The 24661-nt window shown below is 60.2% G+C and carries 17 protein-coding genes; 16 read left to right on the forward strand and 1 reads right to left on the reverse strand.

The features are described from left to right. Window positions 1-11 precede the first annotated feature (11 nt). From E7738_RS00510 to sseB, 3 genes are read left to right on the forward strand one after another with little or no spacing between them, the layout of a single operon-like run. Window positions 12-1181, forward strand: a complete 1170-nt coding sequence (locus E7738_RS00510) for an IscS subfamily cysteine desulfurase (protein ID WP_136545942.1) — start codon at window positions 12-14, stop codon at window positions 1179-1181. Between the two features lie 57 nt (window positions 1182-1238). Next, a complete protein-coding gene (pepB, locus tag E7738_RS00515; RefSeq protein ID WP_058770854.1) occupies window positions 1239-2525 on the forward strand; it encodes an aminopeptidase PepB in 1287 nt (428 codons plus the stop codon). A gap of 52 nt (window positions 2526-2577) precedes the next feature. Next, window positions 2578-3345, forward strand: a complete 768-nt coding sequence (gene sseB / locus E7738_RS00520) for an enhanced serine sensitivity protein SseB (RefSeq protein WP_132464720.1) — start codon at window positions 2578-2580, stop codon at window positions 3343-3345. Between the two features lie 192 nt (window positions 3346-3537). Here sseB and sseA read toward each other — a convergent pair whose 3' ends face one another. Beyond that, entirely contained in the window at window positions 3538-4377 is an 840-nt protein-coding gene (sseA, locus tag E7738_RS00525) for a 3-mercaptopyruvate sulfurtransferase (RefSeq protein ID WP_021506552.1), read from the reverse strand. A gap of 146 nt (window positions 4378-4523) precedes the next feature. On the opposite strand from sseA, the gene E7738_RS00530 reads away from it, so the two are divergent. The 13 genes from E7738_RS00530 (at window position 4524) to E7738_RS00590 (ending at window position 24654) form a co-directional block, all read left to right on the forward strand. Further along, entirely contained in the window at window positions 4524-9404 is a 4881-nt protein-coding gene (locus tag E7738_RS00530) for an alpha-2-macroglobulin family protein (protein WP_394515988.1), read from the forward strand. Between the two features lie 60 nt (window positions 9405-9464). After that, the gene (pbpC, locus tag E7738_RS00535; protein WP_394516321.1) at window positions 9465-11729 is read left to right on the forward strand and encodes a peptidoglycan glycosyltransferase PbpC; all 2265 of its coding nucleotides are present in this window, start codon (window positions 9465-9467) and stop codon (window positions 11727-11729) included. A gap of 169 nt (window positions 11730-11898) precedes the next feature. Further along, a complete protein-coding gene (ndk, locus tag E7738_RS00540) occupies window positions 11899-12330 on the forward strand; it encodes a nucleoside-diphosphate kinase (RefSeq protein ID WP_021506555.1) in 432 nt (143 codons plus the stop codon). A 187-nt stretch (window positions 12331-12517) separates the two neighbouring features. Next, window positions 12518-13687, forward strand: coding sequence for a bifunctional tRNA (adenosine(37)-C2)-methyltransferase TrmG/ribosomal RNA large subunit methyltransferase RlmN (locus E7738_RS00545; protein ID WP_394515989.1), 1170 nt, complete (start codon window positions 12518-12520; stop codon window positions 13685-13687). A 75-nt stretch (window positions 13688-13762) separates the two neighbouring features. After that, complete coding sequence (gene pilW / locus E7738_RS00550; RefSeq protein WP_058770850.1) at window positions 13763-14497, forward strand: type IV pilus biogenesis/stability protein PilW; 735 nt, start codon at window positions 13763-13765, stop codon at window positions 14495-14497. Beyond that, window positions 14487-15509 carry a cytoskeleton protein RodZ gene (rodZ, locus tag E7738_RS00555; RefSeq protein ID WP_058781734.1) on the forward strand — a complete coding sequence of 341 codons (1023 nt, stop codon included), beginning with the start codon at window positions 14487-14489 and terminating at the stop codon, window positions 15507-15509. Before pilW ends, rodZ begins: the two co-directional genes overlap by 11 nt. Window positions 15510-15547: 38 nt before the next feature. Then, entirely contained in the window at window positions 15548-16669 is a 1122-nt protein-coding gene (ispG, locus tag E7738_RS00560; RefSeq protein WP_021506559.1) for a flavodoxin-dependent (E)-4-hydroxy-3-methylbut-2-enyl-diphosphate synthase, read from the forward strand. Between the two features lie 105 nt (window positions 16670-16774). Further along, on the forward strand, window positions 16775-18049 hold the full coding sequence (gene hisS, locus E7738_RS00565; protein ID WP_058770848.1) for a histidine--tRNA ligase: 1275 nt from the start codon (window positions 16775-16777) through the stop codon (window positions 18047-18049). Window positions 18050-18088: 39 nt separating this feature from the next. Further along, entirely contained in the window at window positions 18089-18706 is a 618-nt protein-coding gene (locus E7738_RS00570) for a YfgM family protein (RefSeq protein ID WP_021506561.1), read from the forward strand. Between the two features lie 19 nt (window positions 18707-18725). Further along, on the forward strand, window positions 18726-19907 hold the full coding sequence (gene bamB / locus E7738_RS00575) for an outer membrane protein assembly factor BamB (RefSeq protein ID WP_058758300.1): 1182 nt from the start codon (window positions 18726-18728) through the stop codon (window positions 19905-19907). Between the two features lie 176 nt (window positions 19908-20083). Further along, window positions 20084-21574: a ribosome biogenesis GTPase Der gene (der, locus tag E7738_RS00580; protein WP_021506563.1), complete on the forward strand. Its 1491-nt coding sequence runs from the start codon at window positions 20084-20086 to the stop codon at window positions 21572-21574. 84 nt (window positions 21575-21658) lie between these two features. Beyond that, window positions 21659-21886 carry a zinc ribbon domain-containing protein gene (locus E7738_RS00585; RefSeq protein WP_058758301.1) on the forward strand — a complete coding sequence of 76 codons (228 nt, stop codon included), beginning with the start codon at window positions 21659-21661 and terminating at the stop codon, window positions 21884-21886. A gap of 329 nt (window positions 21887-22215) precedes the next feature. Continuing rightward, window positions 22216-24654, forward strand: coding sequence for a glucose/quinate/shikimate family membrane-bound PQQ-dependent dehydrogenase (locus E7738_RS00590; protein ID WP_021506565.1), 2439 nt, complete (start codon window positions 22216-22218; stop codon window positions 24652-24654). The last annotated feature ends 7 nt before the right edge of the window (window positions 24655-24661 follow it).

Here is a 24661-nt window from a genome sequence, read left to right on the forward strand (position 1 = left end):
GTTTTAGCGCAATGAAATTACCGATCTACCTGGATTACGCAGCGACAACGCCTGCGGATCCGCGTGTCGCCAGCAAAATGATGCAGTTCCTCACTTTGGATGGCACCTTCGGTAACCCCGCTTCCCGTTCCCACCGTTTTGGCTGGCAGGCTGAAGAGGCCGTTGACGTGGCGCGCAACCAGGTTGCCGAACTGATCAACGCCGATCCACGCGAAATCGTGTTTACCTCCGGTGCCACCGAAGCCGATAACCTGGCGCTCAAGGGCGCAGCGCAGCAGCATCAGGCGCGCGGTAAACACATCATCACCAGTCAGACCGAACACAAAGCGGTGCTCGACAGCTGTGCTCAGCTGGCGCGCGAAGGCTTTGACGTCACCTTTCTGCAGCCCGGCGCGGACGGCATCGTCACGCCTGCGATGCTGGAGGCGGCACTGCGCGACGACACCGTGCTGGTGTCGCTGATGCACGTCAATAATGAAACCGGCGTGATTCAGGACATCGCCGCGCTGGGCGCGCTGTGTCACGCGCGCGACATCCTGTTCCACGTGGACGCCACGCAAAGCGTGGGCAAACTGCCGCTCGACGTCAGCGCACTGCCAGTGGATTTGATGTCGTTCTCAGCGCACAAGCTGTACGGGCCGAAAGGCATCGGCGCGCTGTGGGTGCGGCGTAAACCAAAACTGCAGATCGACGCGCAGATGCACGGCGGTGGTCACGAGCGCGGCATGCGTTCGGGGACCTTGCCGGTGCATCAGATTGTCGGCATGGGCGAAGCCTATCGCATCGCGCGCGAAGAGATGGCGGACGAGAGCGCGCGCCTGGCTACGCTGCGCCATCGTCTGTGGCAGGGCATCAGCACGCTAAGCGACGTACAGCTCAACGGTTCACTCGAACAGGGCGCGCCGAATATCCTCAATATCAGTTTTGCTCACGTCGATGGCGAATCGCTGATCATGGCGCTGAAAGATCTGGCGCTGTCGTCGGGATCCGCCTGTACCTCTGCCAGCCTTGAACCTTCCTACGTTCTGCGCGCCATGGGCGTGGATCAGCAGCTGGCTTACAGCTCGCTGCGCTTTTCGCTGGGTCGCTTTACCACGCAGGAAGAGATCGATTATGCCATCGGGGTGGTACATAAGGCGGTAACGCGCTTACGGGCGCTGACGCCGGCCACTTCCCGCTAAATTTTCGCCCTGCGCCGGTCAGTGCGCAGGGATAACAAACGCAAACGGAGCCACGCGATGACAACACAACCCATGACGATTACGCTCAGCTCCCAGGCCGCCGACGCGCGCTGGGGCGAGAAAGCCTTGCTGAGCAGCAATGAAAGTGGCATGACCGTTCACCTGACCGGTGCCGATGCGCTGATGAGCATTCAACGTGCCGGACGCAAGCTGGACGGCCAGGGCATCCGCCACGTCGCGCTGAGCGGCGAAGGCTGGGATCTGGAGAAATGCTGGGCGTTCTGGCAGGGTTTCCGCAGCCCGAAAGGCCAGCGTCAGGTCGAATGGCCGACGCTAAGTGATGCCGATCAGGCCGAATTTGATCGGCGCCTGAAGATCGTTGACTGGGTACGCGACACCATCAACCTGCCTGCGGAAGATCTGAGCCCGGAGCAGCTGGCGCACAGCGCCATCGATCTGATCAGCGAAGTAGGCGGTGACGCGGTGAGCTATCGCATCATCAAAGGTGAGGATCTGCGTGAGCAGGGCTATGCCGGAATTCATACCGTAGGCCGCGGCTCGACGCGTCCGCCGGTGCTGCTGACGCTGGACTTTAACCCTGGCGGCGACGACAGCACACCGGTGTACGCCTGCCTGGTGGGCAAAGGCATCACCTTTGATACCGGTGGTTATAGCCTGAAGCAGAGCGCGTTCATGGATTCGATGAAATCCGACATGGGCGGCGCGGCAACGGTAACCGGTGCGCTGGCTCTGGCGATTGCGCGCGGCCTGGATAAGCGCGTGAAGCTGTTCCTGTGCTGCGCCGATAACATGGTAAGCGGCAACGCGTTCCGCCTCGGCGACATCATCCGCTATCGCAACGGGAAATCCGTTGAAGTGATGAACACCGACGCCGAAGGGCGCCTGGTACTGGCCGACGGGCTGATCGACGCCAGCGAACAGCGTCCGCAGCTGCTGATTGATGCGGCCACGCTGACCGGTGCCGCGAAAACCGCGCTGGGCAACGATTACCATGCGCTGTTTACCTTTGACGACGTGCTGGCGGAGTCGCTGCTGGGCAGCGCCACCAGCGAGAACGAAGCCTTCTGGCGTCTGCCGCTGGCCGAGTTCCACCGCAACCATCTGCCGTCCAATTTTGCCGACCTGAATAACATCGCCAGCGCAGCCCACGCGGCGGGCGCCAGCAGCGCGGCGGCGTTCCTCTCATGGTTCGTCAGCAACTATCAGCAGGGCTGGCTGCACATTGACTGCTCCGCGACCTATCGCAAAAGCGCGGTCGATCAGTGGTCCGCCGGTGCGACAGGCCTTGGCGTGCGTACCATTGCCAATCTGTTACTGAAATAATCCCGACAACGGCAGGCTGCAACCTGCCGTCTTTTTTGGAAGCCTATCCCTTATGAGTAACCGTCTTGAAGAGGTGCTGAAGCTGGCGGCCACCGAGCCTGCGCACCGTCCGGAATTTTTTCAGCTGTTGCTGGAGGCCGATGTCTGGGTGCCGGGCGAAAGTCCCGCAGAGCAGTTTGATGCCACCTCGCCGGTAGAATTACAGCACTGGGAGAAAGAGGGCGGCGGCAGCGTGATCCCTTTCTTTACCTCAGAAGCAGCGATGAGCGAAGCTATCCAGGGTGAGCAGCCGTACCTGCGTTTACCGACGCGCACGCTGTTTGAAATGACGCTGGGTGAAGCGCTGTTCCTCAACCCGAAACTGCCGGCCGGCAAAGAATTTTCACCCGGCGAGATCGCGCATCTGCTGGGCGAAGAGGGCAGTGCGCTGAGCCAGCAAACGGTGCTGGAGGGCGGTCATGCATTGCTGCTGTCCGAAGTGGCCGAGCCGCCAGCGCAGATGATCGATTCGCTGACCCAGCTGTTTGCGAAATACAAACAGGTGCGTCGCGCCTACGTTGCCAGCATTCGTGAGCGTGCCGATGAACAGGCGAATCTGTTGATTGGGATCGAAGCCGACAGCGATATTGATGCGATTATTCAGGCGGCCGGCAGCGTGGCGACTGATACGCTGCCCGATGACGCGCCAATTGATATCTGTGAAGTGGTCAGTAATGAGCAGGGTGTCAGCCATTTCTTCACCGCGCACATTACGCCGTTTTATGAGCGCCGCTGGGGCAGTTTCCTGCGCGATTTCAAAGGCAGCCAGCGGATTATCTAGTGCCGGTGCGCATCAGTGCGCCGGTAAATCGCACCGATTTCAACCAGGTGCGCATAAATGCGTCATCAAAATCGCACCGATTTCACCCAGGTGCGCATAAATGCGCACCCTACATGTAGGGTCGCCGTTTACGGCGACCGGATAAATGTGCACAACATCCGACAACGCGCACCTTACGGCGGCCGGATACACTTATTTCTCAATCGGTAAATCGTCGCGGCTGCCCCATTCTCCCCACGAACCGTCGTACAGCGTCACATCACGCACGCCAAGCGCGGTCAGCGCCAGAATCACCACCACCGCCGTCACACCGGAGCCGCAGCTGGCGACAATCGGCTGATCCAGCTTAATCCCTGCCTTTGCAAACAGATCGCGCAACTCGGCGGCCGGTTTCAGCTCACCGTTGGCCACCAGATCGTTCCACGGCATATTCAGGCTGTGCGGGATATGGCCGCGCAGCAGGCCGGGACGCGGCTCATCCACTTCGGCATTGAAACGGTTGGCCGCGCGCGCATCAACAATCTGCGCGCCGCCCTCGTGGCTGATCAGCAGCACATCGGTCAGGCGCTTCACCTGGCTGCTGTCGTACTGCGCGTCAAACTCGCCTTCAGGCAGATTTACCGGACCGGTAGCCAGGCTGAAGCCAGCGGCTTTCCAGCCCTGCAGGCCGCCCGCCAGAATCGACACCTGTTCACAGCCAAAGGCGCGCAGCATCCACCAGGCGCGCGGCGCGGAGAACAGATTGCCTTCGTCGTACACCACCAGATGTTTATCCTGGCTGATGCCCAGCTCGCGCATCGCCACGGCAAAGGTCTCTGCGCGCGGCATCATATGCGGATACGGGCTGGTGTGATCGGACAGCGCTTCGATGTTGAAAAAAGGCGCATCCGGCAGATGCCCGGCCAGATACTCCGCCGTGATATCGCGCACCGCTTCCTGACCTGGCGGCAGCATGCGGGCATCCAGCACCTGCAAACGCTCTTCGTGGTAATGTTCATTCAACCAATCAGCGGACACAAACATGGCTGTCATAGCAACCTCTTCTCCATCAGCGGCAAAGGCCCAGTGTCCGGGAATGTGAAGGCTATCTCAAGGGTAACATTGCTAAAGTTGGCGGCTTGATGTGAAATTGCGCAGCACAACACGTTTAACCTTTTGGGGCTGGTGAGGGAATTACCATGGCAAGATGTGTAAAACGACTGCTGTTCAGCGTGCTGATCGGCGGCGCATTACTGGGCGGCGCGCAGCCGTCGCTGCAGGCGGCTGATACGCCTGCGCCGCAGGCCGCGACACGCGCTCTTGCGGTGATCGACCTGTCCGAGCTGCAGCTGGACGGCGCGGCGGCGCTGGTACTGACCTTTAACCGCGCGCTCGACGGTCAGCAGGATTTTAACCACTGGATCAGCCTCACCGATGACAGCAGCGGCAAGGTCGACGGAGGCTGGGAGCTGGCGCAGAACGGCAAAGTGCTGCGCTTCCGTCATCCGCAGCCGGCGCGCAAGCTCACCGTCACCGTCAATGCCGGCCTGAAGGCCGCGGATGGCAGTGCCTTAGCCAGCCCATTCAGCCAGACACTCACCACGCGCGACATCCAGCCGATGGTCGGTTTCGCCAGTCGTGGCTCGCTGCTGCCGCTGCGCCTGGCGCAGGGCCTGCCGGTGCTGGCGCTCAACGTTAACCAGATCGATGTTGATTTCTTCCGGGTGAAAAATGCCACGCTCGCGGATTTTCTCGCCCAGTGGAATTACGGCAACAATTTGTCGTACTGGGAATCGCGCGATCTGCTGAAAAACGCCGATCTGGTTTACAGCGGCCGCTTCGATCTCAACCCGGCACGCAATACGCGGGAAAAAATGCAGCTGCCGCTCGGCGACGTCGCGGCGCTGAAACAGCCGGGTGTCTATCTGGCGGTGATGAAACAGGCCGGCACCTACAACTACACGCAACCGGCGACACTGTTCACCCTGAGCGACATTGGTTTGTCGCTGCACCGTTTTCCCACCCAACTGGAACTGTTTACACAAAGCCTCGCCAGTGGCGATCCGCTGGCGGATGTCAGCGTGCAGCTACTGGATGAGAAAGGCCAACAGCTGGCGAGCGGCAGCAGTGATAGCGAGGGGCATCTGCGTTTAGCGGCTAACGCCAAAGGCAAGCTGCTGCTGGCGACCAGTAAAGGCCAGACTTCGCTCATCGACCTTAATCGCCCGGCGCTGGATCTGGCCGAATTCCCGATTGATGGCCCGCAAGGCTACGACAAACAGTTCTTCATTTTTGGCCCGCGCGATCTCTATCGCCCCGGCGAAACGGTCATCGTTAATGCGCTGCTGCGCGATGCCGATGGCAAACCACTGCCGCCGCAGCCGGTGAAAGCTGAAGTGGTGCAGCCGAATGGTGAAGTGGCACAAACCTTCGTCTGGCAAGCAGAGAACGGCGTTTATCAACAACGTTTTGCCTTACCGGCCTCGGCGATGACCGGTAAATGGACGCTGCGTATTAACAGCGGCGACAACCAGCCGCGCAGCTGGCCGTTCAATGTAGAAGATTTCCTGCCCGAACGGATGGCGCTGTCGCTTAAAAGCAACACTCAGCCACTGTCGCCAGATGCCGACGTCACCTTTGATATCGAAGGTCGCTATTTGTATGGTGCGCCAGCGGCAGGCAACGAACTACAGGGCCAGCTGTTCCTGCGTCCGGCGCGTGAAGCGGTCGCTGCGTTGCCAGGTTACCAGTTTGGCGACATCACTGAGGAACTGAAACGTAGCCTTGATGATGTGGATGAAAAGCTGGACGACAGCGGCAGGCTGCAGCTTAAGGTCGAAAGCAGCTGGGCGGAGAGCCACTCTCCGCTCAACCTGATTTTGCAGGCCAGCCTGCTGGAGACCGGCGGTCGTCCGGTAACGCGGCGTGCCACGCAAGCGATCTGGCCTGCGCCAGCGCTGCCGGGCATTCGTCCGTTGTTTAACCGCGAATCGGTGTACGACTATCGCACCGATCGTTATAACGACGAGCCAACCGTACCGGAAAACAGCATCGCCGAATTTGACGTGGTATACGCCAATGCGCAGGGCGAAAAGCTGGCGGCGCAGGACCTTGATGTGCGTTTGATCCACGAACGTCGCGACTACTTCTGGAGCTTCTCTGACAGCGAAGGCTGGCAGTCACGCTTTGACCAGAAAGATCTGCAGGAAGAGCAGCAGCGCATCAGCATTGCGGCGGGCGGCAGTCAGAAAGTCAGCTTCCCGGTAGAGTGGGGCACCTATCGTCTTGAAGTGCATGCCGGTGACAACATCGTCAGCAGCGTGCGTTTCCAGGCTGGTTACTGGTGGCAGGACAACACTAACGGCACCGGGGCGCTGCGTCCGGATCAGGTCAAACTGAAGATCGACAAAGCAGCCTATCAACCCGGCGACACCGCGCGTGTCACGGTGGAATCCCCGGCGGCCGGCAAAGGCTATTTGCTGGTGGAGTCGAGCAGCGGCACCTTGTGGTGGCAACCGCTGGATGTGCCGGCGGGCGGTGCAACCATTAATGTGCCAGTCAGTGCGGAGTGGAAACGCCACGATCTGTATCTTAGCGCGATTGTGGTGCGCGACGGCGACAAAGCGAACGGCACCACGCCAAAACGCGCGGTCGGCTTGTTGCATCTGCCGATGGCAACCGCCGCGCGCCGCCTGACGCTGGCGCTGGAGGCACCGGACAGGATTCGGCCGGAACAAACTGTGCAAGTGAAGGTTAAAGCCCGCCGCGAGGGCGGTGCGCTGCCGCAGCAGGTGCAGGTATTGTTGTCGGCGGTGGACAGCGGCGTGCTGAGCATTACCGACTATGCCACCCCCGATCCGTGGAACGGCTTCTTTGGCCGCAAGCGCTACAACGCCGATCAGTATGACGTGTTCGGGCAGTTGATTGAGGGCGGTGGCAAACTGGCGGCGCTGCGTTTTGGCGGTGACGGTGATGATGCCGATGCGCTGTCGCGCGGCGGTAAAAAGCCGGTCACCGAGGCGCAGATTGTGGCGCAGCAGCTGCAACCGGTGACGCTGGATGCCAGCGGCGAGGGCACGCTGGAACTGCCGGTACCGGCCTTCAACGGCGAGCTGCGGCTGATGGCGCAGGTGTGGAGCGAAGACAGTTTCGGCGCGGCGGATCGTAAAATGGTGGTCGCCGCACCGCTGGTAAGCGAACTGGCGACGCCGCGCTTTCTTGCCAGCGGCGATCAATCAACACTGGCGCTGGATTTGACCAACCTCACCGATCAACCTCAAACGTTGAACGTCGCGGTCAACGCAAGCGGCTTGATTGCACTCAACGGCCAAATCCCGGCCAGGGTGCAGCTGGCGAAGGGGGCGCGAACCACGCTGGCGATTCCGGTTAAAGCGCAGGACGGTTTTGGCGAGGGCGACGTGCAGGTGACCGTTTCGGGGCTGAGCCTGCCGAACGAGACGCTGGCACCGAGCGTGCGCCGCTGGAAGATTGGCGTGCGTCCGGCTTATCCGGCGCAAACCCTGAGTTTCGAGAACGTAATGAACAGCGGGCAGCGCTGGCAGGTGATGGCGAGCGCTTTCAACGGCCTGCAGGCCAGCACGCTGAATGGCCAGCTGTCGCTGAGTTCTCAGCCGCCGCTGAATATCGCCAGCTACATCAGCCAGCTTTACGCTTATCCCTATGGCTGTCTGGAGCAGACCGCCAGCGGTATCTGGCCTTCACTCTTCACCAATCACGCCCAGCTCAGCGCGATGGGCATCAAAACCAGCAGCGATGAGGCGCGCCGCGCGGCAATTGACACCGGCATTGCGCGCCTGGCCGGCATGCAGCGCGGTAACGGCAGCTTTGGCCTGTGGAGCAAAGAGAGCAGCGAGGAGTTCTGGCTCACCGCTTACGTCACCGACTTCCTGCTGCGCGCCAGCGAAGCGGGCTACAGCGTGCCGGAGGGCGTGATTAATCGCGCCGACCAGCGCCTGCTGCGTTATTTGCAGGATCCGGCGCAAATCGAAACCAGCTGGAGCAGCGATGCCGATGCGCTGCGTTTTAGCGTGCAGGCCTATGCGGGGCTGGTGCTGGCGCGTCAGCAGCAGGCGCCGCTCGGCGCGCTGCGGGCGCTGTATGACCAACGCGCCCAGGCGAAGTCCGGACTGGCGCTGGTGCAGCTTGGCGTGGCGCTACAGCAGATGGGCGATACGCAGCGCGCGCAGCTGGCGCTGATGCAGGGCATCGCGCTGCAACGCCAGCCTGACATGTGGCTGGGCGATTACGGCAGTCCGCTGCGTGACCGCGCGCTAACGCTGGCGCTGCTGACGGAAAATCAGCTGCTGCCGGAGCAGCAGGGACCATTGCTGATTGAACTGGCGCAAACGCTGCACGGGCAGCGCTGGTTCTCCACCCAGGAGAATAATGCGCTGTTCCTCGCCGCGCGGACGCTGCAGCAGCATCCGGGTGAGACCTGGCAGGCCATGCTGCAGGACCAGCCGCTGCGCAGCGATCGGCCGCTGAGTCTCGGGCTGAGCGCGCAGCAGTTGCAGCAGGGCCTGACGGTGACCAGCGACACACCGTCGCCGCTGTACGGCACGCTCAATGTGGTCGGCTATCCGCGCACTGCGCCGTCACCGGTCAGCAACGTGCTCAGCATCAGTCGCGAATACTTCACGCTGGACGGCAAACCGGCCGATCTCAATAACCTTAAGAGCGGTGAGCTGCTGGTGGTGCGGCTGAAGGTGGGCGCCAGCCAGCGCGTCAGCGATGCGCTGGTGGTGGATCTGCTGCCGGCCGGGCTGGAGCTGGAAAATCAAAACCTGAGCGACAGCAGCGCCAGCCTGGGCGACAGTGCCGATGCGCTGAAAGAGAGCATGATGGACATGCAGCAGGCCAACATTAAACATCTTGAGTTTCGCGACGACCGCTTTGTCGCCGCGCTGGCGCTGGATGACTACACACCCGGCACGCTGCTGTATCTGGCGCGTGCGGTGACGCCGGGCAGTTATCGTCTGCCGCCACCGCAGGTGGAGTCGATGTATGTGCCCGCGTGGCGCGCCATCGGCACCACGCCGGAAAAACTTCATGTGCGTTAAGCGCCCGTGACGCAGCGCCACCGACGCCTGTGCGGGCTGGCGCTGCTGTTACTGCTGCTGATGGGCGCAGTATGGCTGCTGGACCGGCTCGATCCGCTGCCGCTGCGCCAGTTACAGCCGGCGCGGGTGGTGGTAGCGGAAGATGGCACGCCGCTGTGGCGCTTTGCCGATCGACAGGGTGTGTGGCGCTATCCGGTGACGCTGGACGAGGTGTCACCGGCTTATATTGAGGCTCTGCTGACCTACGAAGACCGCTGGTTCTGGCACCATCCCGGCATTAACCCGCTGGCGATAGTGCGCGCCGTCGGGCAAAACCTGCTGCAGCACGACATTGTCTCCGGCGGCAGCACGCTGACTATGCAGGTGGCGCGGCTGATTGATCCGCAGCCGCGTACCCTGCGTGGCAAAGTGGTGCAGGCGTGGCGCGCGCTGCAGCTGGAGTGGCATCTGTCAAAGCGCGAGATCCTCACGCTGTATCTCAACCGCGCCCCGTTTGGTGGCACGGTTGAGGGCGTCGGCGCTGCCAGCTGGATGTGGCTGGGCAAACCGGCGTCGCAGCTTACCCGCGGCGAGGCGGCGCTGCTGGCGGTGCTGCCGCAGGCACCCAGCCGTTTGCGCCCGGACCGCTGGCCGCAGCGCGCTGAAGCTGCCCGTAATAAAGTGCTGGACCGCCTGGCGCAGTATCAGGTGTGGCCGGCGCAGACCGTCGCCGAAATCAAACAGGAGCCGGTATGGCTGCCGCCGCGCCAGTTGCCGCAGCTGGCACCGCTGCTGGCGCGCCGGCTGCTGTCGCTGTTGCCCGACAGCAAAATTACCTCCACGCTGGATGTGTCGTTGCAGCGTGAACTGGAGAACCTCGCTGCGTCGCTGCAAACCCGGCTGCCGCCGAGCACCTCGCTGGCACTGCTGGTTGTCGACCACAGCACCATGAAGGTGCGCGGCTACGTCGGCTCGGTGTCTTTCAATGACGACAGCCGCTTTGGCCATGTGGATATGATTGCCAGCGTGCGTTCGCCGGGATCGCTGCTCAAGCCGTTTGTCTACGGCATGGCGCTGGATGAAGGCCTGATTCATGGCGAATCGCTGCTGCAGGATGTGCCACGCCGCTTTGGTGACTATCGTCCCGGCAATTTCGACAGCGGCTTTCACGGCCCGGTCAGCGCCAGTGAAGCGCTGCAGCGTTCGCTCAATCTGCCGGCGGTGCAGCTGCTGGAGGCGCTTGGACCGAAAAACGTCGCCGCGCGGCTGCGCAACGTCGGCCTGAATCTGCGCTTTCCGGCGGGCGGTGAACCGAATCTGTCGCTGGTGCTGGGCGGCACCGGCGCGCGGCTGGACGACATTGTCGCCGCCTACAGCGCCTTTGCCCGCCACGGTAATGCTGCACAGCTGCGCTGGCTGCCACAGCAGCCGTTGCTGCAGCGCCCGTTACTGTCGCCTGGCGCGGCGTGGATTGTGCGCCGCATTCTCGCCGGTGAGGCACAGCCTGCCGCCAGCGGGGCGGTCGCCGATATCGTGCCGCTGGCGTGGAAAACCGGCACCAGCTACGGTTATCGCGATGCCTGGAGCGTCGGTATCACGCCGCGCTATCTGATTGGCGTCTGGGTGGGCAGGCCGGATGCCACACCGGTTGCCGGCCAGTTCGGTTACGCGTCGGCGGTGCCGGTGATGCAGCAGGTTAATCACCTGCTGGCGGGACACCTGCCGGCGCGCGGCGTGCGCGGCGATCCGCGCCCGGCGACGGTCAGCGCCGTCAGTATCTGCTGGCCCGGCGGCCAGCCGTTGCCCGCTGGCGACGAGAACTGCCGGCAGCGGCGTTACAGCTGGGTGCTGAATCAGACCGTGCCGCCAACGCTGCTGGCGCCGGGTCAGGAGGGCGTCAATGGCTTACGCCAGCGCTTCTGGCAAAACAGCAAAGGGCTGCGCGTGGCGGCGGATTGTCCGGATGCGCAAAGCCGGGAACGCGTGATGTGGCCGCTGCCGCTCGAGCCGTGGCTGCCGCCGGGCGAACGGCGGGCGCAGCGCCTGCCGCCCGTGGATGCGACCTGTCCGCCGCTGAATCAGGGGGACAGCGCGCCGTTGCTGGTGACCGGCGTGATCAATGGCCAGCGCGTGCAGCCGCTGCCCGGTAAGGTCGTATTGCTGCTGCCGGTGGCGGTGCAGGGCGGGCAGGGTACGCAGCGCTGGTGGTTTTTAAACGGGCAGCCGGTGGAACTGGCGGCGGGAAAAAACAGCGCCTCGCTGGTGCTGCGCGAGCCCGGTCGTTATCAGCTGGTGGTGATGGATGAGGCCGGGCAGCTGGCTTCGGTGTCCTTCACGCGTGGCTAAACGCAGCGCTATGGCATATTTTTTGCGTGTTTGCCCCGACAGAAATCAATTATTTTCAATAATTCCTCTCTTCACTCATAGGCAAGGCGCGCCGATCTCCCTATAATCGGCGCGTTTTCTTACCGGGAGCGGGTTCCCGGTTTCTTCAGGATGCTAATCAGAGGTAATCATGGCAATCGAACGCACTTTCTCCATCATCAAACCAAACGCCGTCGCTAAGAACGTGATTGGTGCTATCTACAACCGTTTCGAAAGCGCTGGCTTCAAAATCGTTGGTGCGAAAATGCTGCACCTGACCAAAGAGCAGGCTGAAGGCTTCTACGCGGAGCACAAAGGCCGTCCGTTCTTTGATGGTCTGGTTGAGTTCATGACTTCTGGCCCGGTTGTGGTATCTGTTCTGGAAGGCGAAAACGCTATCCAGCGTCACCGCGATCTGATGGGTGCAACTAACCCGGACAACGCGCTGGCCGGTACGCTGCGTGCTGACTATGCAGACAGCTTCACCGAAAACGCCACCCACGGTTCTGACTCTGCAGAATCTGCGGCACGCGAAATCGCTTACTTCTTCGCAGAAAACGAAGTCTGCCCACGTACCCGCTAAGTGCGCGGTAGCGGATGCGGACAGACGTCTTTACACCTTGTAACCGGTGGCTAAGACGTTCCCCTGGCATCACGCAGCAGATGTAGTACAATTATGCGCCCTTGTTGAGCCTGGCTCAGTGAGGGCGCTGTTTTTTTCCTATTCTTAACCAGAGCCGTAACGTGTAACAACGAGGCCAGAGAACATTATGTCCGAACAGATTGTGACGCCATCGTCCGCTTCCCCCGTGGTTGTTTCCCCGAAAAACGAAAAAATTAACCTGCTGGATCTTAACCGTCAGCAGATGCGCGAATTCTTTGTTGAGATGGGCGAAAAACCGTTCCGTGCCGATCAGGTCATGAAGTGGATGTACCACTACTGCTGCGATGATTTCGAGCAGATGACAGACATCAATAAAGTGCTGCGTGGCAAGCTGATGCAGCGCGCTGAAATTCGTGCGCCGGAAGTGGCGGAAGAGATGCGCTCCAGCGATGGCACCATCAAGTGGGCGATTCGCGTCGGCGATCAGCTGGTGGAAACCGTTTATATCCCGGAAGCCGACCGCGCCACGCTGTGCGTCTCCTCGCAGGTAGGCTGTGCGCTGGAGTGTAAATTCTGTTCGACCGCGCAGCAGGGCTTTAACCGTAACCTGCGCGTGTCTGAAATCATTGGTCAGGTATGGCGCGCGGCAAAAATTATCGGTGCCGCTAAAGTGACCGGCCAGCGTCCGATCACCAACGTGGTCATGATGGGCATGGGCGAGCCGCTGCTCAACCTCACCAACGTGGTGCCGGCGATGGAGATCATGCTGGATGACTTCGGTTTCGGCCTCTCCAAACGTCGCGTGACGCTGTCGACCTCGGGCGTAGTGCCGGCGCTGGATAAGCTCGGCGATATGATCGACGTGGCGCTGGCGATTTCGCTGCACGCACCGAATGACACCATCCGCGATGACATCGTGCCAATCAACAAAAAGTACAACATCGAGTCCTTCCTGGCGGCGGTGAAGCGCTACATTGGCAAATCCAACGCCAATCAGGGCCGCGTGACGATTGAGTACGTGATGCTGGATCACGTCAACGACAGCACCGAACATGCGCATGAGCTGGCGGCGCTGCTGAAAGAGACGCCGTGCAAGATCAACCTGATCCCGTGGAACCCCTTCCCGGGCGCGCCGTATGGCCGCAGCTCAAACAGCCGTATTGACCGCTTCTCCAAAGTGCTGATGGAGTACGGTTTCACTACCATCGTGCGTAAAACGCGCGGCGACGACATTGATGCCGCCTGTGGTCAGCTGGCGGGCGATGTTATCGACCGCACCAAGCGTACGCTGCGTAAAAAAATGGCCGGTGAAGCCATCTCTGTGAAGGCGCTCTGAAAGATCGCGCCCGCTGCTACGCATCGGGCGTCAGGCATGGCAGTCTCTGCGCTGAACTGACAGGGAGAGACTGAGATGCGTAAAGGATTACCCGCCGCGCTGCTGGCCGGCTTTGTTGTAACCGGGTGTGTCGAAGCACCGGCGCGGCACGGCGCGGCTGATATCCGGCTGCAGCTGGGATTGCACTATCTGGCGGTGAAGGATTATGCCGCGGCGCAGCGCAATTTGCTGCGCGCGCAGCAGGCCGCGCCGCGCGATTACCGGGTGCCGCTGGCGCTTGCGCGCGTCGCGCAGGCACAGCAGAATAACGCCCGGACGCGCCATTACTACCAGCGCGCGCAGCAGTTAGCGCCGCTGAATGGTTATGTGGCTAACAATTACGGTGCGTTTCTCTGCGGTTTGAGGCAGTATGACGAAGCGCATCAACAGTTTAAGCTGGCAACTGAAGCGCAGCACAGCGACGCCGCTCAGGATGCCCTGCTGTTTTCGGGCTATTGTTACCTGCAGGCGGGAGAGGATCGCGCCGCGCGCCAGCAGTTCGATCTCGCGCTGGATGCCGCACCGGAGCAGGGCAGTATGCTGCTGACGGAAGTGGAACGACGGCTTGAACAGCAGCAGTGGGCTTCAGTGCCGCTGCTTTTAGAAGTTTACCATCAGCATTTGCCGGCAACGGCAGAGAGTCTGGGGTTACAGATACGTTTCGCCGCGCAACAGGGAAACGCTGCTGACGTTACACGTTATGGCGACCGGTTGGCGCGAAGTTTTCCACAATCGATACAGTACCAGCGTTATTTAGCTAATGAATACTGAAGCCACTCAAGAGAATTCTGCAGTACATTCCACAGGTGAACGCCTGCGTCTGGCCCGTGAGCAGATGGGGCTGACCCAGCAAAACGTCGCTGAGCGCCTGTGCCTGAAACTTTCTACCGTGCGTGATATTGAAGAGGATAAATCCCCGGCGGATTTGGCCTCGACCTTCCTGCGCGGCTACATTCGCTCTTATGCGCGTCTGGTGCATGTACCTGAAGATGACCTGCTGCCGATGATGGCGAAGCAGGCTCCGGTGCGTGCGGCGAAAATTGAGCCGATGCAGAGCTTCTCACTGGGTAAGCGTCGTAAAAAGCGTGACGGCTGGTTGATGATCTTCACCTGGCTGGTGATTTTCGTGGTGGTCGGCCTGACCGGCGCCTGGTGGTGGCAGAACCATAAAGCCTCGCAGGCGGATCTGGTGTCGATGGCTGACCAGAACGGCAGCAGCAGCGACAACAGCCAGTCGATTCCGCTGGGTGACAACAGCACGGACAGCACTACCGACAGCGACACTAACGCGGCCGGTACCCCGATTGACACCGGTGCCGGTGCGGTCAGCACGCCAGACAACGCTGGCATTACCAGCAGTGCGCCAGCAGCGACCAGCAGCAACACGGCAACCAGCAGCGACAACGCGGTGGTGTCTCCGAGCCAGGCGCCGATTGACAACGCACCGCCAGCGGCCACCTCACCGGCGCCGGCCAACAGCGTGCCGGCAGGCTCAATGCCAACCGGTACCGCTGCCGTCAGCCAGCCCGCGGGCGATCCTAACGCCGTGGTGATGAACTTCAAAGCAGACTGCTGGCTGGAAGTCACCGATGCGACCGGTAAGAAGCTGTTCAGCGGATTGCAACGTAGCGGCGGTAAACTCAGCCTGTCCGGCACCGCTCCGTATCGTCTGAAAATTGGCGCTCCGGGTGCGGTTGACGTGCAATATCAGAATCAGCCCGTTGATTTAAGTCGTTTTATCCGTAATAACCAGGTTGCCCGTCTGACGCTGGGTGCGCAATAACGCGCAGCGCGCTTTCCGGGTAATTGTGGAGAGAGAATATGCATAACGAAGCACCCATTATCCGTCGCAAATCTACACGTATTTACGTCGGCAAGGTGCCGGTTGGCGATGGCGCGCCTATCGCCGTTCAGTCAATGACCAACACCCGTACCACGGACGTCGAAGCCACGGTGAATCAGATTCGTCAGCTGGAGCGCGTCGGCGTGGATATCGTGCGTGTGTCCGTGCCCACCATGGATGCGGCGGAAGCCTTCAAACTGATTAAGCAGCAGGTCAACGTGCCGCTGGTAGCGGACATTCACTTTGACTACCGCATCGCTCTGAAAGTGGCCGAGTACGGCGTCGATTGCCTGCGCATTAACCCGGGCAACATCGGTAACAACGAGCGTATTCGCCAGGTAGTGGATTGCGCCCGTGACCACAATATTCCGATTCGTATCGGCGTTAACGCCGGTTCGCTGGAAAAAGATCTGCAGGAAAAATACGGTGAGCCAACGCCGCAGGCGCTGCTCGAATCCGCGATGCGTCATGTTGATCACCTCGATCGCCTCAACTTTGACCAGTTCAAAGTGAGCGTCAAAGCCTCCGATGTGTTCCTGGCGGTGGAATCTTACCGTCTGCTGGCAAAAGCCATCGATCAGCCGTTGCACCTTGGCATCACCGAAGCCGGTGGCGCGCGTGCGGGTGCGGTGAAATCAGCGATCGGCCTTGGTCTGCTGCTGGCGGAAGGGATTGGCGATACGCTGCGCATTTCGCTGGCCGCCGACCCGGTTGAAGAAGTGAAAGTCGGCTACGACATCCTGAAATCACTGCGCATCCGCTCACGCGGCATCAACTTCATCGCCTGCCCGACCTGTTCGCGCCAGGAGTTTGACGTCATTGGCACGGTGAACGCGCTGGAAGAGCGGCTGGAAGACATCATCACGCCGATGGACGTCTCGATCATTGGCTGCGTGGTGAACGGTCCCGGCGAAGCCACGGTCTCGACGCTCGGCGTCACCGGCGGCAACAAGAAGAGCGGTTTCTACGAAGATGGCGTGCGCCAGCGCGATCGCCTCGACAACAATGACATGATCGATCAGCTGGAAGCGCGCATCCGTGCGAAAGCCACCATGCTGGACGAGAGCCGCCGCATCAACGTGCAGCAGCTGGAAAAATAAAGGACGGTGTGCGCCCGGCGCACGCCAGTTGTGATTGAACCTGTGCGGTTTCATCCTCATAAGGTATGATGCCGGACAGGTTTTTTTGTATTAAGAGATTCTAACGTGGCGAAGAATATTCAAGCGATTCGCGGGATGAACGATTACCTGCCGGCAGATACCGCCATCTGGCAGCGTATTGAGGGCACCCTGAAGCAGGTGCTGGCCAGCTACGGCTACAGTGAAATCCGTCTGCCAATCGTCGAGCAAACCCCCCTGTTCAGCCGCGCGATCGGTGAAGTCACCGACGTGGTTGAAAAAGAGATGTATACCTTTGAAGACCGCAACGGCGAGAGCCTGACGCTGCGTCCGGAAGGCACCGCAGGCTGCGTGCGCGCCGGTATCGAACATGGTCTGCTGTACAATCAGGAGCAGCGCCTGTGGTACATCGGTCCGATGTTCCGCTACGAGCGTCCGCAGAAGGGGCGCTATCGCCAGTTCCACCAGATGGGTGTGGAAGTGTTTGGCCTGCAGGGGCCGGACGTGGACGCCGAGCTGATTATGCTGACCCATCGCTGGTGGAAAGCGCTGGGTATTGCTGACCACGTTGAGCTGGAGCTGAACTCCATCGGTTCACTGGAAGCACGCGCCAACTACCGCAGCGCGCTGGTGGCCTTCCTCGAACAGCATAAAGAGGTGCTGGACGAAGATTGCAAACGCCGCATGTATACCAATCCGCTGCGCGTGCTGGACAGTAAAAATCCGGATATTCAGACGCTGCTGAACGACGCGCCGACGCTGGGTGAATTCCTCGACGAGGAGTCACGTGAACACTTCAGCGGCCTGTGCGCGCTGCTCGACGATGCCGGCATCAAATACCGCATCAATCAGCGCCTGGTGCGCGGCCTCGACTACTACAACCGCACCGTGTTCGAATGGGTGACCAGCAGCCTCGGCTCGCAGGGCACCGTGTGCGGTGGCGGTCGCTATGATGGTCTGGTGGAGCAACTGGGCGGCCGCGCAACGCCGGCGGTCGGTTTTGCCATGGGGCTCGAGCGTCTGGTGCTGCTGGTGCAGGCGGTGAATCCGGAATTTGAACCGACGCGCATTGTTGATGTCTATGTTATCGCTTCGGGGCAGGGCGTGCAGTCCGCCGCGATGCAACTGGCGGAAAAACTGCGTGATGCCGACCCGGCGCTGAAGCTGATGACCAACTTCGGCGGCGGTAACTTCAAGAAGCAGTTTGCCCGTGCAGACAAGTGGGGTGCACGCATTGCGCTGGTGCTGGGCGAAGACGAAGTGAAAGCGGGCCAGGTGGTGATTAAAGACCTGCGCACCGGCGATCAGCAGACGCTGGCGCAGAGCGACGCCGCCGCGACGCTGCACACGCTGCTGCAGTAAGCGCAGCACTGCAACAGGCATTTTAAGGAGAGGGATTGCGTGGAAGTTTACAGCAACGAAAACGAACAGGTTGATGCGCTGCGTCGCTTCTTTGCCAATAATGGCAAAGCGCTGGCGGTCGGGGTCATCGTCGGTATCGCTGCGCTGGGTGGCTGGCGTTTCTGGAGCAGCCATCAGGAAGGAGCGGACAAAGCCGCGTCGGCGCAGTATCAGCAGCTGACCAGCGCCATGCAGGCAGACAAGCCGCAGACGCTGGAAGCGGTCGCCAGCTTCGCCAGCGAGAACAACAACACCTACGGTGCGCTGGCCGCGCTGGATCTGGCTAAACAGTACGTTGCCGCCAATCAGTTAGACAAAGCCATCACGCTGTTACAGAGCGGGCTGAAAGACACCAAAGATGCCAATCTGCAGGCGGTGATCAACCTGCGTCTGGCACGCATTCAACTGCAGCAAAATCAGGCCGATGCCGCCCTTACTACCCTGAACAATGTGAAGGGTGATGGCTGGACAGCCATTGTGGCGGACATTCGTGGCGAAGCACTGCTGAGCAAAGGCGATAAGCAGGGCGCCCGCGATGCCTGGAGTAAAGGTGCGGAATCGCAGGCTTCTCCTGCGCTGAAGCAGATGCTGCAGATGAAGATGAATAACTTAAGTTAAGCCAGTCAAGAGAGCGCACATGGAATTACGTAAATACCTGCTGCCAGGGCTGATGTCAGTCACTCTGCTCAGCGGTTGCTCGCTGTTCAGCGGCGAAGAAGATGTAGTGAAAATGGCCCCGCTGCCGAAGGTTGAAAACCAGTTCACGCCGGAAACCGCGTGGAGCACCTCGGTCGGTGACGGCGTGGGTGATTTCTACTCCAATCTGCATCCCGCCTGGCAGGACGGCACCGTGTATGCCGCCGACCGCTTCGGTATCGTGAAAGCGCTCGACGCCAGCAACGGCAAAGAGAAGTGGAAAGTGAACCTCTCTGAGAAGACCGGCTTCTTTTCGAAAAACATTTCGGCACTGCTGTCTGGCGGCATCACGGCCAATGGCGATCGCCTCTACATCGGTAGCGAGCGGGGGCAGGTATTTGCCCTGAACAGCAGCGACGGCAGCATTGCCTGGCAGACCAAAGTGGCCGGTGAAGCACTGTCGCGTCCGGTGGTCAGCGATGGTCTGGTGCTGATTCACACCAGCAACGGTATGCTGCAGGGGCTCGATCAGAGCAGCGGCGCGGTGAAATGGAGCGTGAATCTGGATATGCCAGCGCTGTCGCTGCGCGGTGAATCGGCGCCGGCAGTAGCGTTCGGCGGCGCGATTGTTGGCGGCGATAACGGCCGCGTCAGCGCGGTGATCATGAACCAGGGCCAGCTGATCTGGCAGCAGCGTATCTCCCAGCCAAGCGGCGCGACCGAGATCGATCGTCTTAACGATGTCGACACCACGCCGGTGATCGTCAATGGCGTGGTCTATGCGCTGGCCTACAACGGTAACCTGACGGCGCTGGATCTGCGTTCCGGTCAGATTCTGTGGAAGCGTGAAATCGGCGGCGTCAAAGATCTTATCGTCGATGCCGGTCGTATCTATCTGGTGGATCAGGATGACCGCGTGATTGCGCTCAACGCCGATGGCGGCGTGGCGATCTGGCGTCAGAGCGATCTGCTGCACCGTAATCTGACGTCTCCGGTGCTGTTCAACGGTTACCTGGTGGTCGCCGATAGCGAAGGCTACGTGCACTGGATCAACACCCTGGACGGCCGCTTTGTGGCGCAGCAGAAACTGGACAGCGACGGCTTCCAGACCGAGCCAGTCGTGGCCGGTGACAAGCTGCTGATCCAGGCGAAAGGCGGTGAGGTCTACGCCATCACCCGTTAAGGCGATGGCCCGACGGGCAGCGTTTCGCACGCATTGATACGGCTCCTGATTCGTCAGGGGCCGTTCTGTTTTTAGTCAGGCATGATATTCTTGGCGCCTGCGGCCTGAACCTGACGGCAAATGCCGTTATAATCACGCCATTCGGGCGATTTATTTTTAAAACTGAGGCAAGTGTTATGGTACCTGTGGTCGCGCTGGTTGGGCGTCCCAATGTGGGGAAATCCACGCTATTTAACCGCTTAACGCGCACACGTGATGCGTTAGTGGCCGATTTCCCTGGACTGACTCGCGATCGCAAATATGGTCGCGCCGAAGTGGAAGGGCGCGAATTTATTGTTATCGATACCGGCGGTATTGATGGCACCGAGGAAGGCGTGGAAAACCGCATGGCGGAACAGTCGCTGCTGGCGATTGAAGAGGCCGATGTGGTGCTGTTTTTAGTTGATGCGCGTGCTGGCGTCATGCCGGCGGATCAGCAGATCGCCAATCATCTGCGTTCGCGCGATAAAGCGACGTTCCTCGTTGCCAACAAAACTGATGGTCTCGATCCGGATGCTGCGGTGCTGGACTTCTACGCGCTCGGCCTGGGTGAGATTCACCCGATTGCCGCGTCGCACGGTCGTGGCGTCACCAGCCTGCTGGAAACCGCGCTGCTGCCGTGGATGGATGACATCGCGCCGCGGGAAGTCAGCGAAGAGGACGAAAACGAAGCCTACTGGGCCGCGTTAGCCGCCGAAGAGAACGGTGAAGCGCTGGAGGAAGAAGAGGAAGAAGCCTTCGATCCGACCGGTCTGCCGATCAAACTGGCGATTGTCGGGCGTCCCAACGTAGGTAAGTCAACGCTCACCAACCGTATCCTCGGTGAAGATCGTGTGGTGGTGTACGACATGCCGGGCACCACGCGCGACAGCATCTACATTCCGATGGAGCGTGATGACCGCGAGTACATTCTGATTGATACCGCGGGCGTGCGTAAGCGCGGCAAAATCACTGATACGGTGGAAAAATTCTCCGTCATCAAAACGCTGCAGGCGATTGAAGATGCCAACGTGGTGATGCTGGTGATTGACGCGCGCGCGGGCATTTCAGATCAGGACCTGTCGCTGCTCGGCTTTATCCTGAATAGTGGGCGCTCACTGGTGATTGTGGTCAACAAGTGGGATGGCCTGTCGCAGGAGATTAAAGATGAAGTGAAAGAGACGCTGGACTTCCGTCTCGGCTTTATCGACTTCGCGCGTGTGCACTTTATCTCGGCACTGCACGGCAGCGGCGTGGGCAACCTGTTTGAATCCGTGACCGAAGCGTACGACTGCTCGACCAAACGCGTAAATACCTCCATGCTGACGCGTATCATGAACATGGCTGCTGACGACCATCAGCCGCCGCTGGTGCGTGGACGCCGCGTGAAACTCAAATACGCGCATGCCGGTGGTTATAACCCGCCGATTGTGGTGATTCACGGTAATCAGGTGAAGGATCTGCCGGATTCTTACAAGCGTTACCTGATGAACTACTTCCGCCGCTCGCTGAACGTGATGGGAACGCCGATTCGCATCCAGTTTAAAGAGGGCGATAACCCGTATGCGGGCAAACGTAACCTGCTGACGCCAACCCAGCAGCGTAAGCGTAAGCGTCTGATATCGCATCTGAAGAAAAACAAACGCTAAACATGATGAGGGCCCGGATGGGCCCTCTTTTTATGGCGTAACATCCGGTTTATCACGATCCTCAGCCACGATTCCGGAGTCATCATGCTCACCCCGTGCCCTCACTGTCAGCAACCGCTCACTTACAGCGAACAACGCTTCGATTGCCCGCACTGCCAGCGTCATTTCACCGCGCTGGCCTGCTGTCCCGACTGCCAGCAGCCGCTGCAGGTGCTAAAAGCGTGCGGTGCCATAGATTATTTCTGTACCCACGGTCACGGCCTGATCTCCAGCAGGCGCGTGCATTATCGCCCGGAAGACGTCATGGAATGAGGGTTTGCGATAGCGCGAAGTGGTGCTGGCTGCTCGCTTCGCGCTGCGTTTGTAGCAAAAATGCTATTGCCCAGTAACTACCGCGTTATGGATGTTCACTTTTAATTGTACCGGATGGTACAATCCTGCCCGCCTTGTCGCGAATGCCAGCGGATGTTGATCCTGCGGCCTCGCTCACAAGCGCTGCATAACGGGCGTAGCTCCCGTACCAACAGATATAAAATAAAGCGTAACGGATAACTTCCTGTCCCTGCTCAGTCAGGAGGACATTGACCGGCTGCTCCCGCATTCCGGCCGCCACGCGTTATTTTTTCAGGAGAGTTTGTGTTATGGCAGAAAATTCCGCTCGTCCCGGTAAAGGGTTGAGTCTCTGGTCCGTGTTATTCGGGCTGGTCCTGCTGGCGATCGGCCTGTTCTTCGCGATCGGTGGCGGTAAACTGGTGGCCCTGGGCGGCAGCTGGTACTTCCTCATTGCCGGTATCGTCATGTTATTGTCGGCGATTCAGTTCTTTCGCCGTAAATCCTCGGCGGTTACGCTGTTTATTCTGGTCTTCGCCGGCACGCTGATTTGGGCGCTGTACGATGCTGGCTGGCAGTTCTGGCCGCTGGTGTCGCGCCTGATGGTGCCGGCCGGCCTGATGGTGCTGGCGTTTATTACCTGGCCGGCGCTGCGTAAGCGAGAAGGCAAGGCCTCGCTGGCGAAGCTTTCGTATGCGCTGTCAGCAGTGATTGCCGTTGGTATGGTGGTCACCTTTGTCCAGATGTTCCAGCCGCATCCGACTGTGGCTTTCACCGGCAAGCAGCTGCCGCTGATCCCGGTAGATAAAAGCAAACCGCAGCAAGACTGGAGCAGCTACGGCCGTACGCCGCAGGGTGACCGTTTTGCCGCTATCGACCAGATTACCCGCGACAACGTGAAAGACTTGCAGGTTGCCTGGACGTTTCATACCGGCGACACGCCGATCAGCCCGACCGGTAACGGTGCAGAAGATCAGGAAACGCCACTGCAGGTAGGTAATACCCTGTATCTGTGTACGCCGCACAACAACGTGATTGCGGTGGAAGCCGACAGCGGTAAGCAGATCTGGAAGCGCGAAATCAATGCGCAGGCGCAGGTGTGGAACCGCTGCCGTGGTCTGGCGTATTTTGATGCCACCAAACCGGTACAGCAGCCAACGCAGCCGGGCTCCACGCCGGTGCCAGCGGTAACGCTGGCGGCGGGCGATAGCTGCCAGCGTCGCATCCTGATGAACACCATCGATGCACGTCTGATTGCCATCAATGCCGATAACGGCGAGCTGTGTGAAAACTTCGGCAACCACGGTGTGGTCGATCTGAAGCAAGGTCTCGGCAGCGCGCCGGACCCGCAGTATCAGCTGACCTCGCCGCCGCAGGTGGCAGGCACCACGGTTGTGGTGGGCGGTCGCGTCGCGGATAACGTACAGACAGACATGCCTGGCGGCGTTCTTCGTGGCTTCGACGTCATCACCGGCCAGATGCGCTGGGCGTTTGACCCGGGCAATGAAGATCCAAATGCCGTACTGATGCCAGGTCAGGATTACACCCGCAGCACGCCAAACTCATGGGCGCCAATCTCTTACGATCCGGCGATGAACACCGTGTTCCTGCCGATGGGCAGTTCGTCGGTGGACCTGTGGGGTGCCAACCGTACCGCGCTGGATCACAAATATGGCGCGTCGGTGCTGGCGCTGGATGCCACCACCGGTAAAGAGAAGTGGGTGTATCAGACGGTCCACAATGACCTGTGGGACTTCGACCTGCCAATGCAGCCGAGCCTGGTGGACTTCCCGATGAAGGACGGTACCACCAAACCTGCGGTGGTGATCGGCGGGAAAACCGGCATGATCTGGGTGCTGGATCGCCTGACCGGCAAGCCTTTAACCAAAGTTGAAGAGCTGCCGATGCCGCAGGGCCATATCCCGAACGAGCAGTACACCAAAACTCAGCCGCACTCGGTAGAAATGCCAAACATTGGCAATCAGAAACTGACCGAGTCAGACATGTGGGGCGCCACGCCGTTTGACCAGCTGGCTTGCCGTATTGCCTTTAAAGGCATGCGTTATGACGGCCTGTTCACCGTGCCAGACACTGATGTTTCGCTCAGCTTCCCGGGCTCGCTCGGTGGCATGAACTGGGGCAGCATCTCGTTCGATCCGAACAACCAGTACATGTTCGTTAACGATATGCGTCTCGGCCTGTGGGTGCAGATGATTCCGCAGGACACTACCAAATCGGCTGCCAGCAATGGCGGTGAAGCCATCAACACCGGCATGGGTGCGGTACCGCTGAAAGGCACGCCGTATGCAGTAAACAAAAACCGCTTCATGTCGCCGCTGGGCATTCCGTGTCAGGCACCGCCGTTCGGTACGCTGTCGGCCATCGACATGAAGACCCGTCAGATTGTGTGGCAGGTGCCGGTGGGTACGGTGCAGGATACCGGTCCGTTTGGTATCAAAATGCATGCGCAGATGCCGGTCGGTATGCCGACGCTGGGTGGTACGCTGGCAACGCAGGGCGGTCTGGTATTTATTGCCGGCACCCAGGATTACTACCTGCGCGCCTTTGATAGCTCAACCGGTAAAGAAGTGTGGAAAGCACGTCTGCCGGTGGGCAGCCAGGGCGGACCGATCAGCTATGTTTCGCCGAAAACCGGCAAACAGTACATCCTGATCTCTGCAGGCGGTGCGCGTCAGTCACCGGATCGCGGTGATTACGTGATTGCTTACGCGCTGCCCGACAGCAAGTAAGCCGCAG

The sequence above is a fragment of the Pantoea sp. SGAir0430 genome, assembly GCF_043549295.1.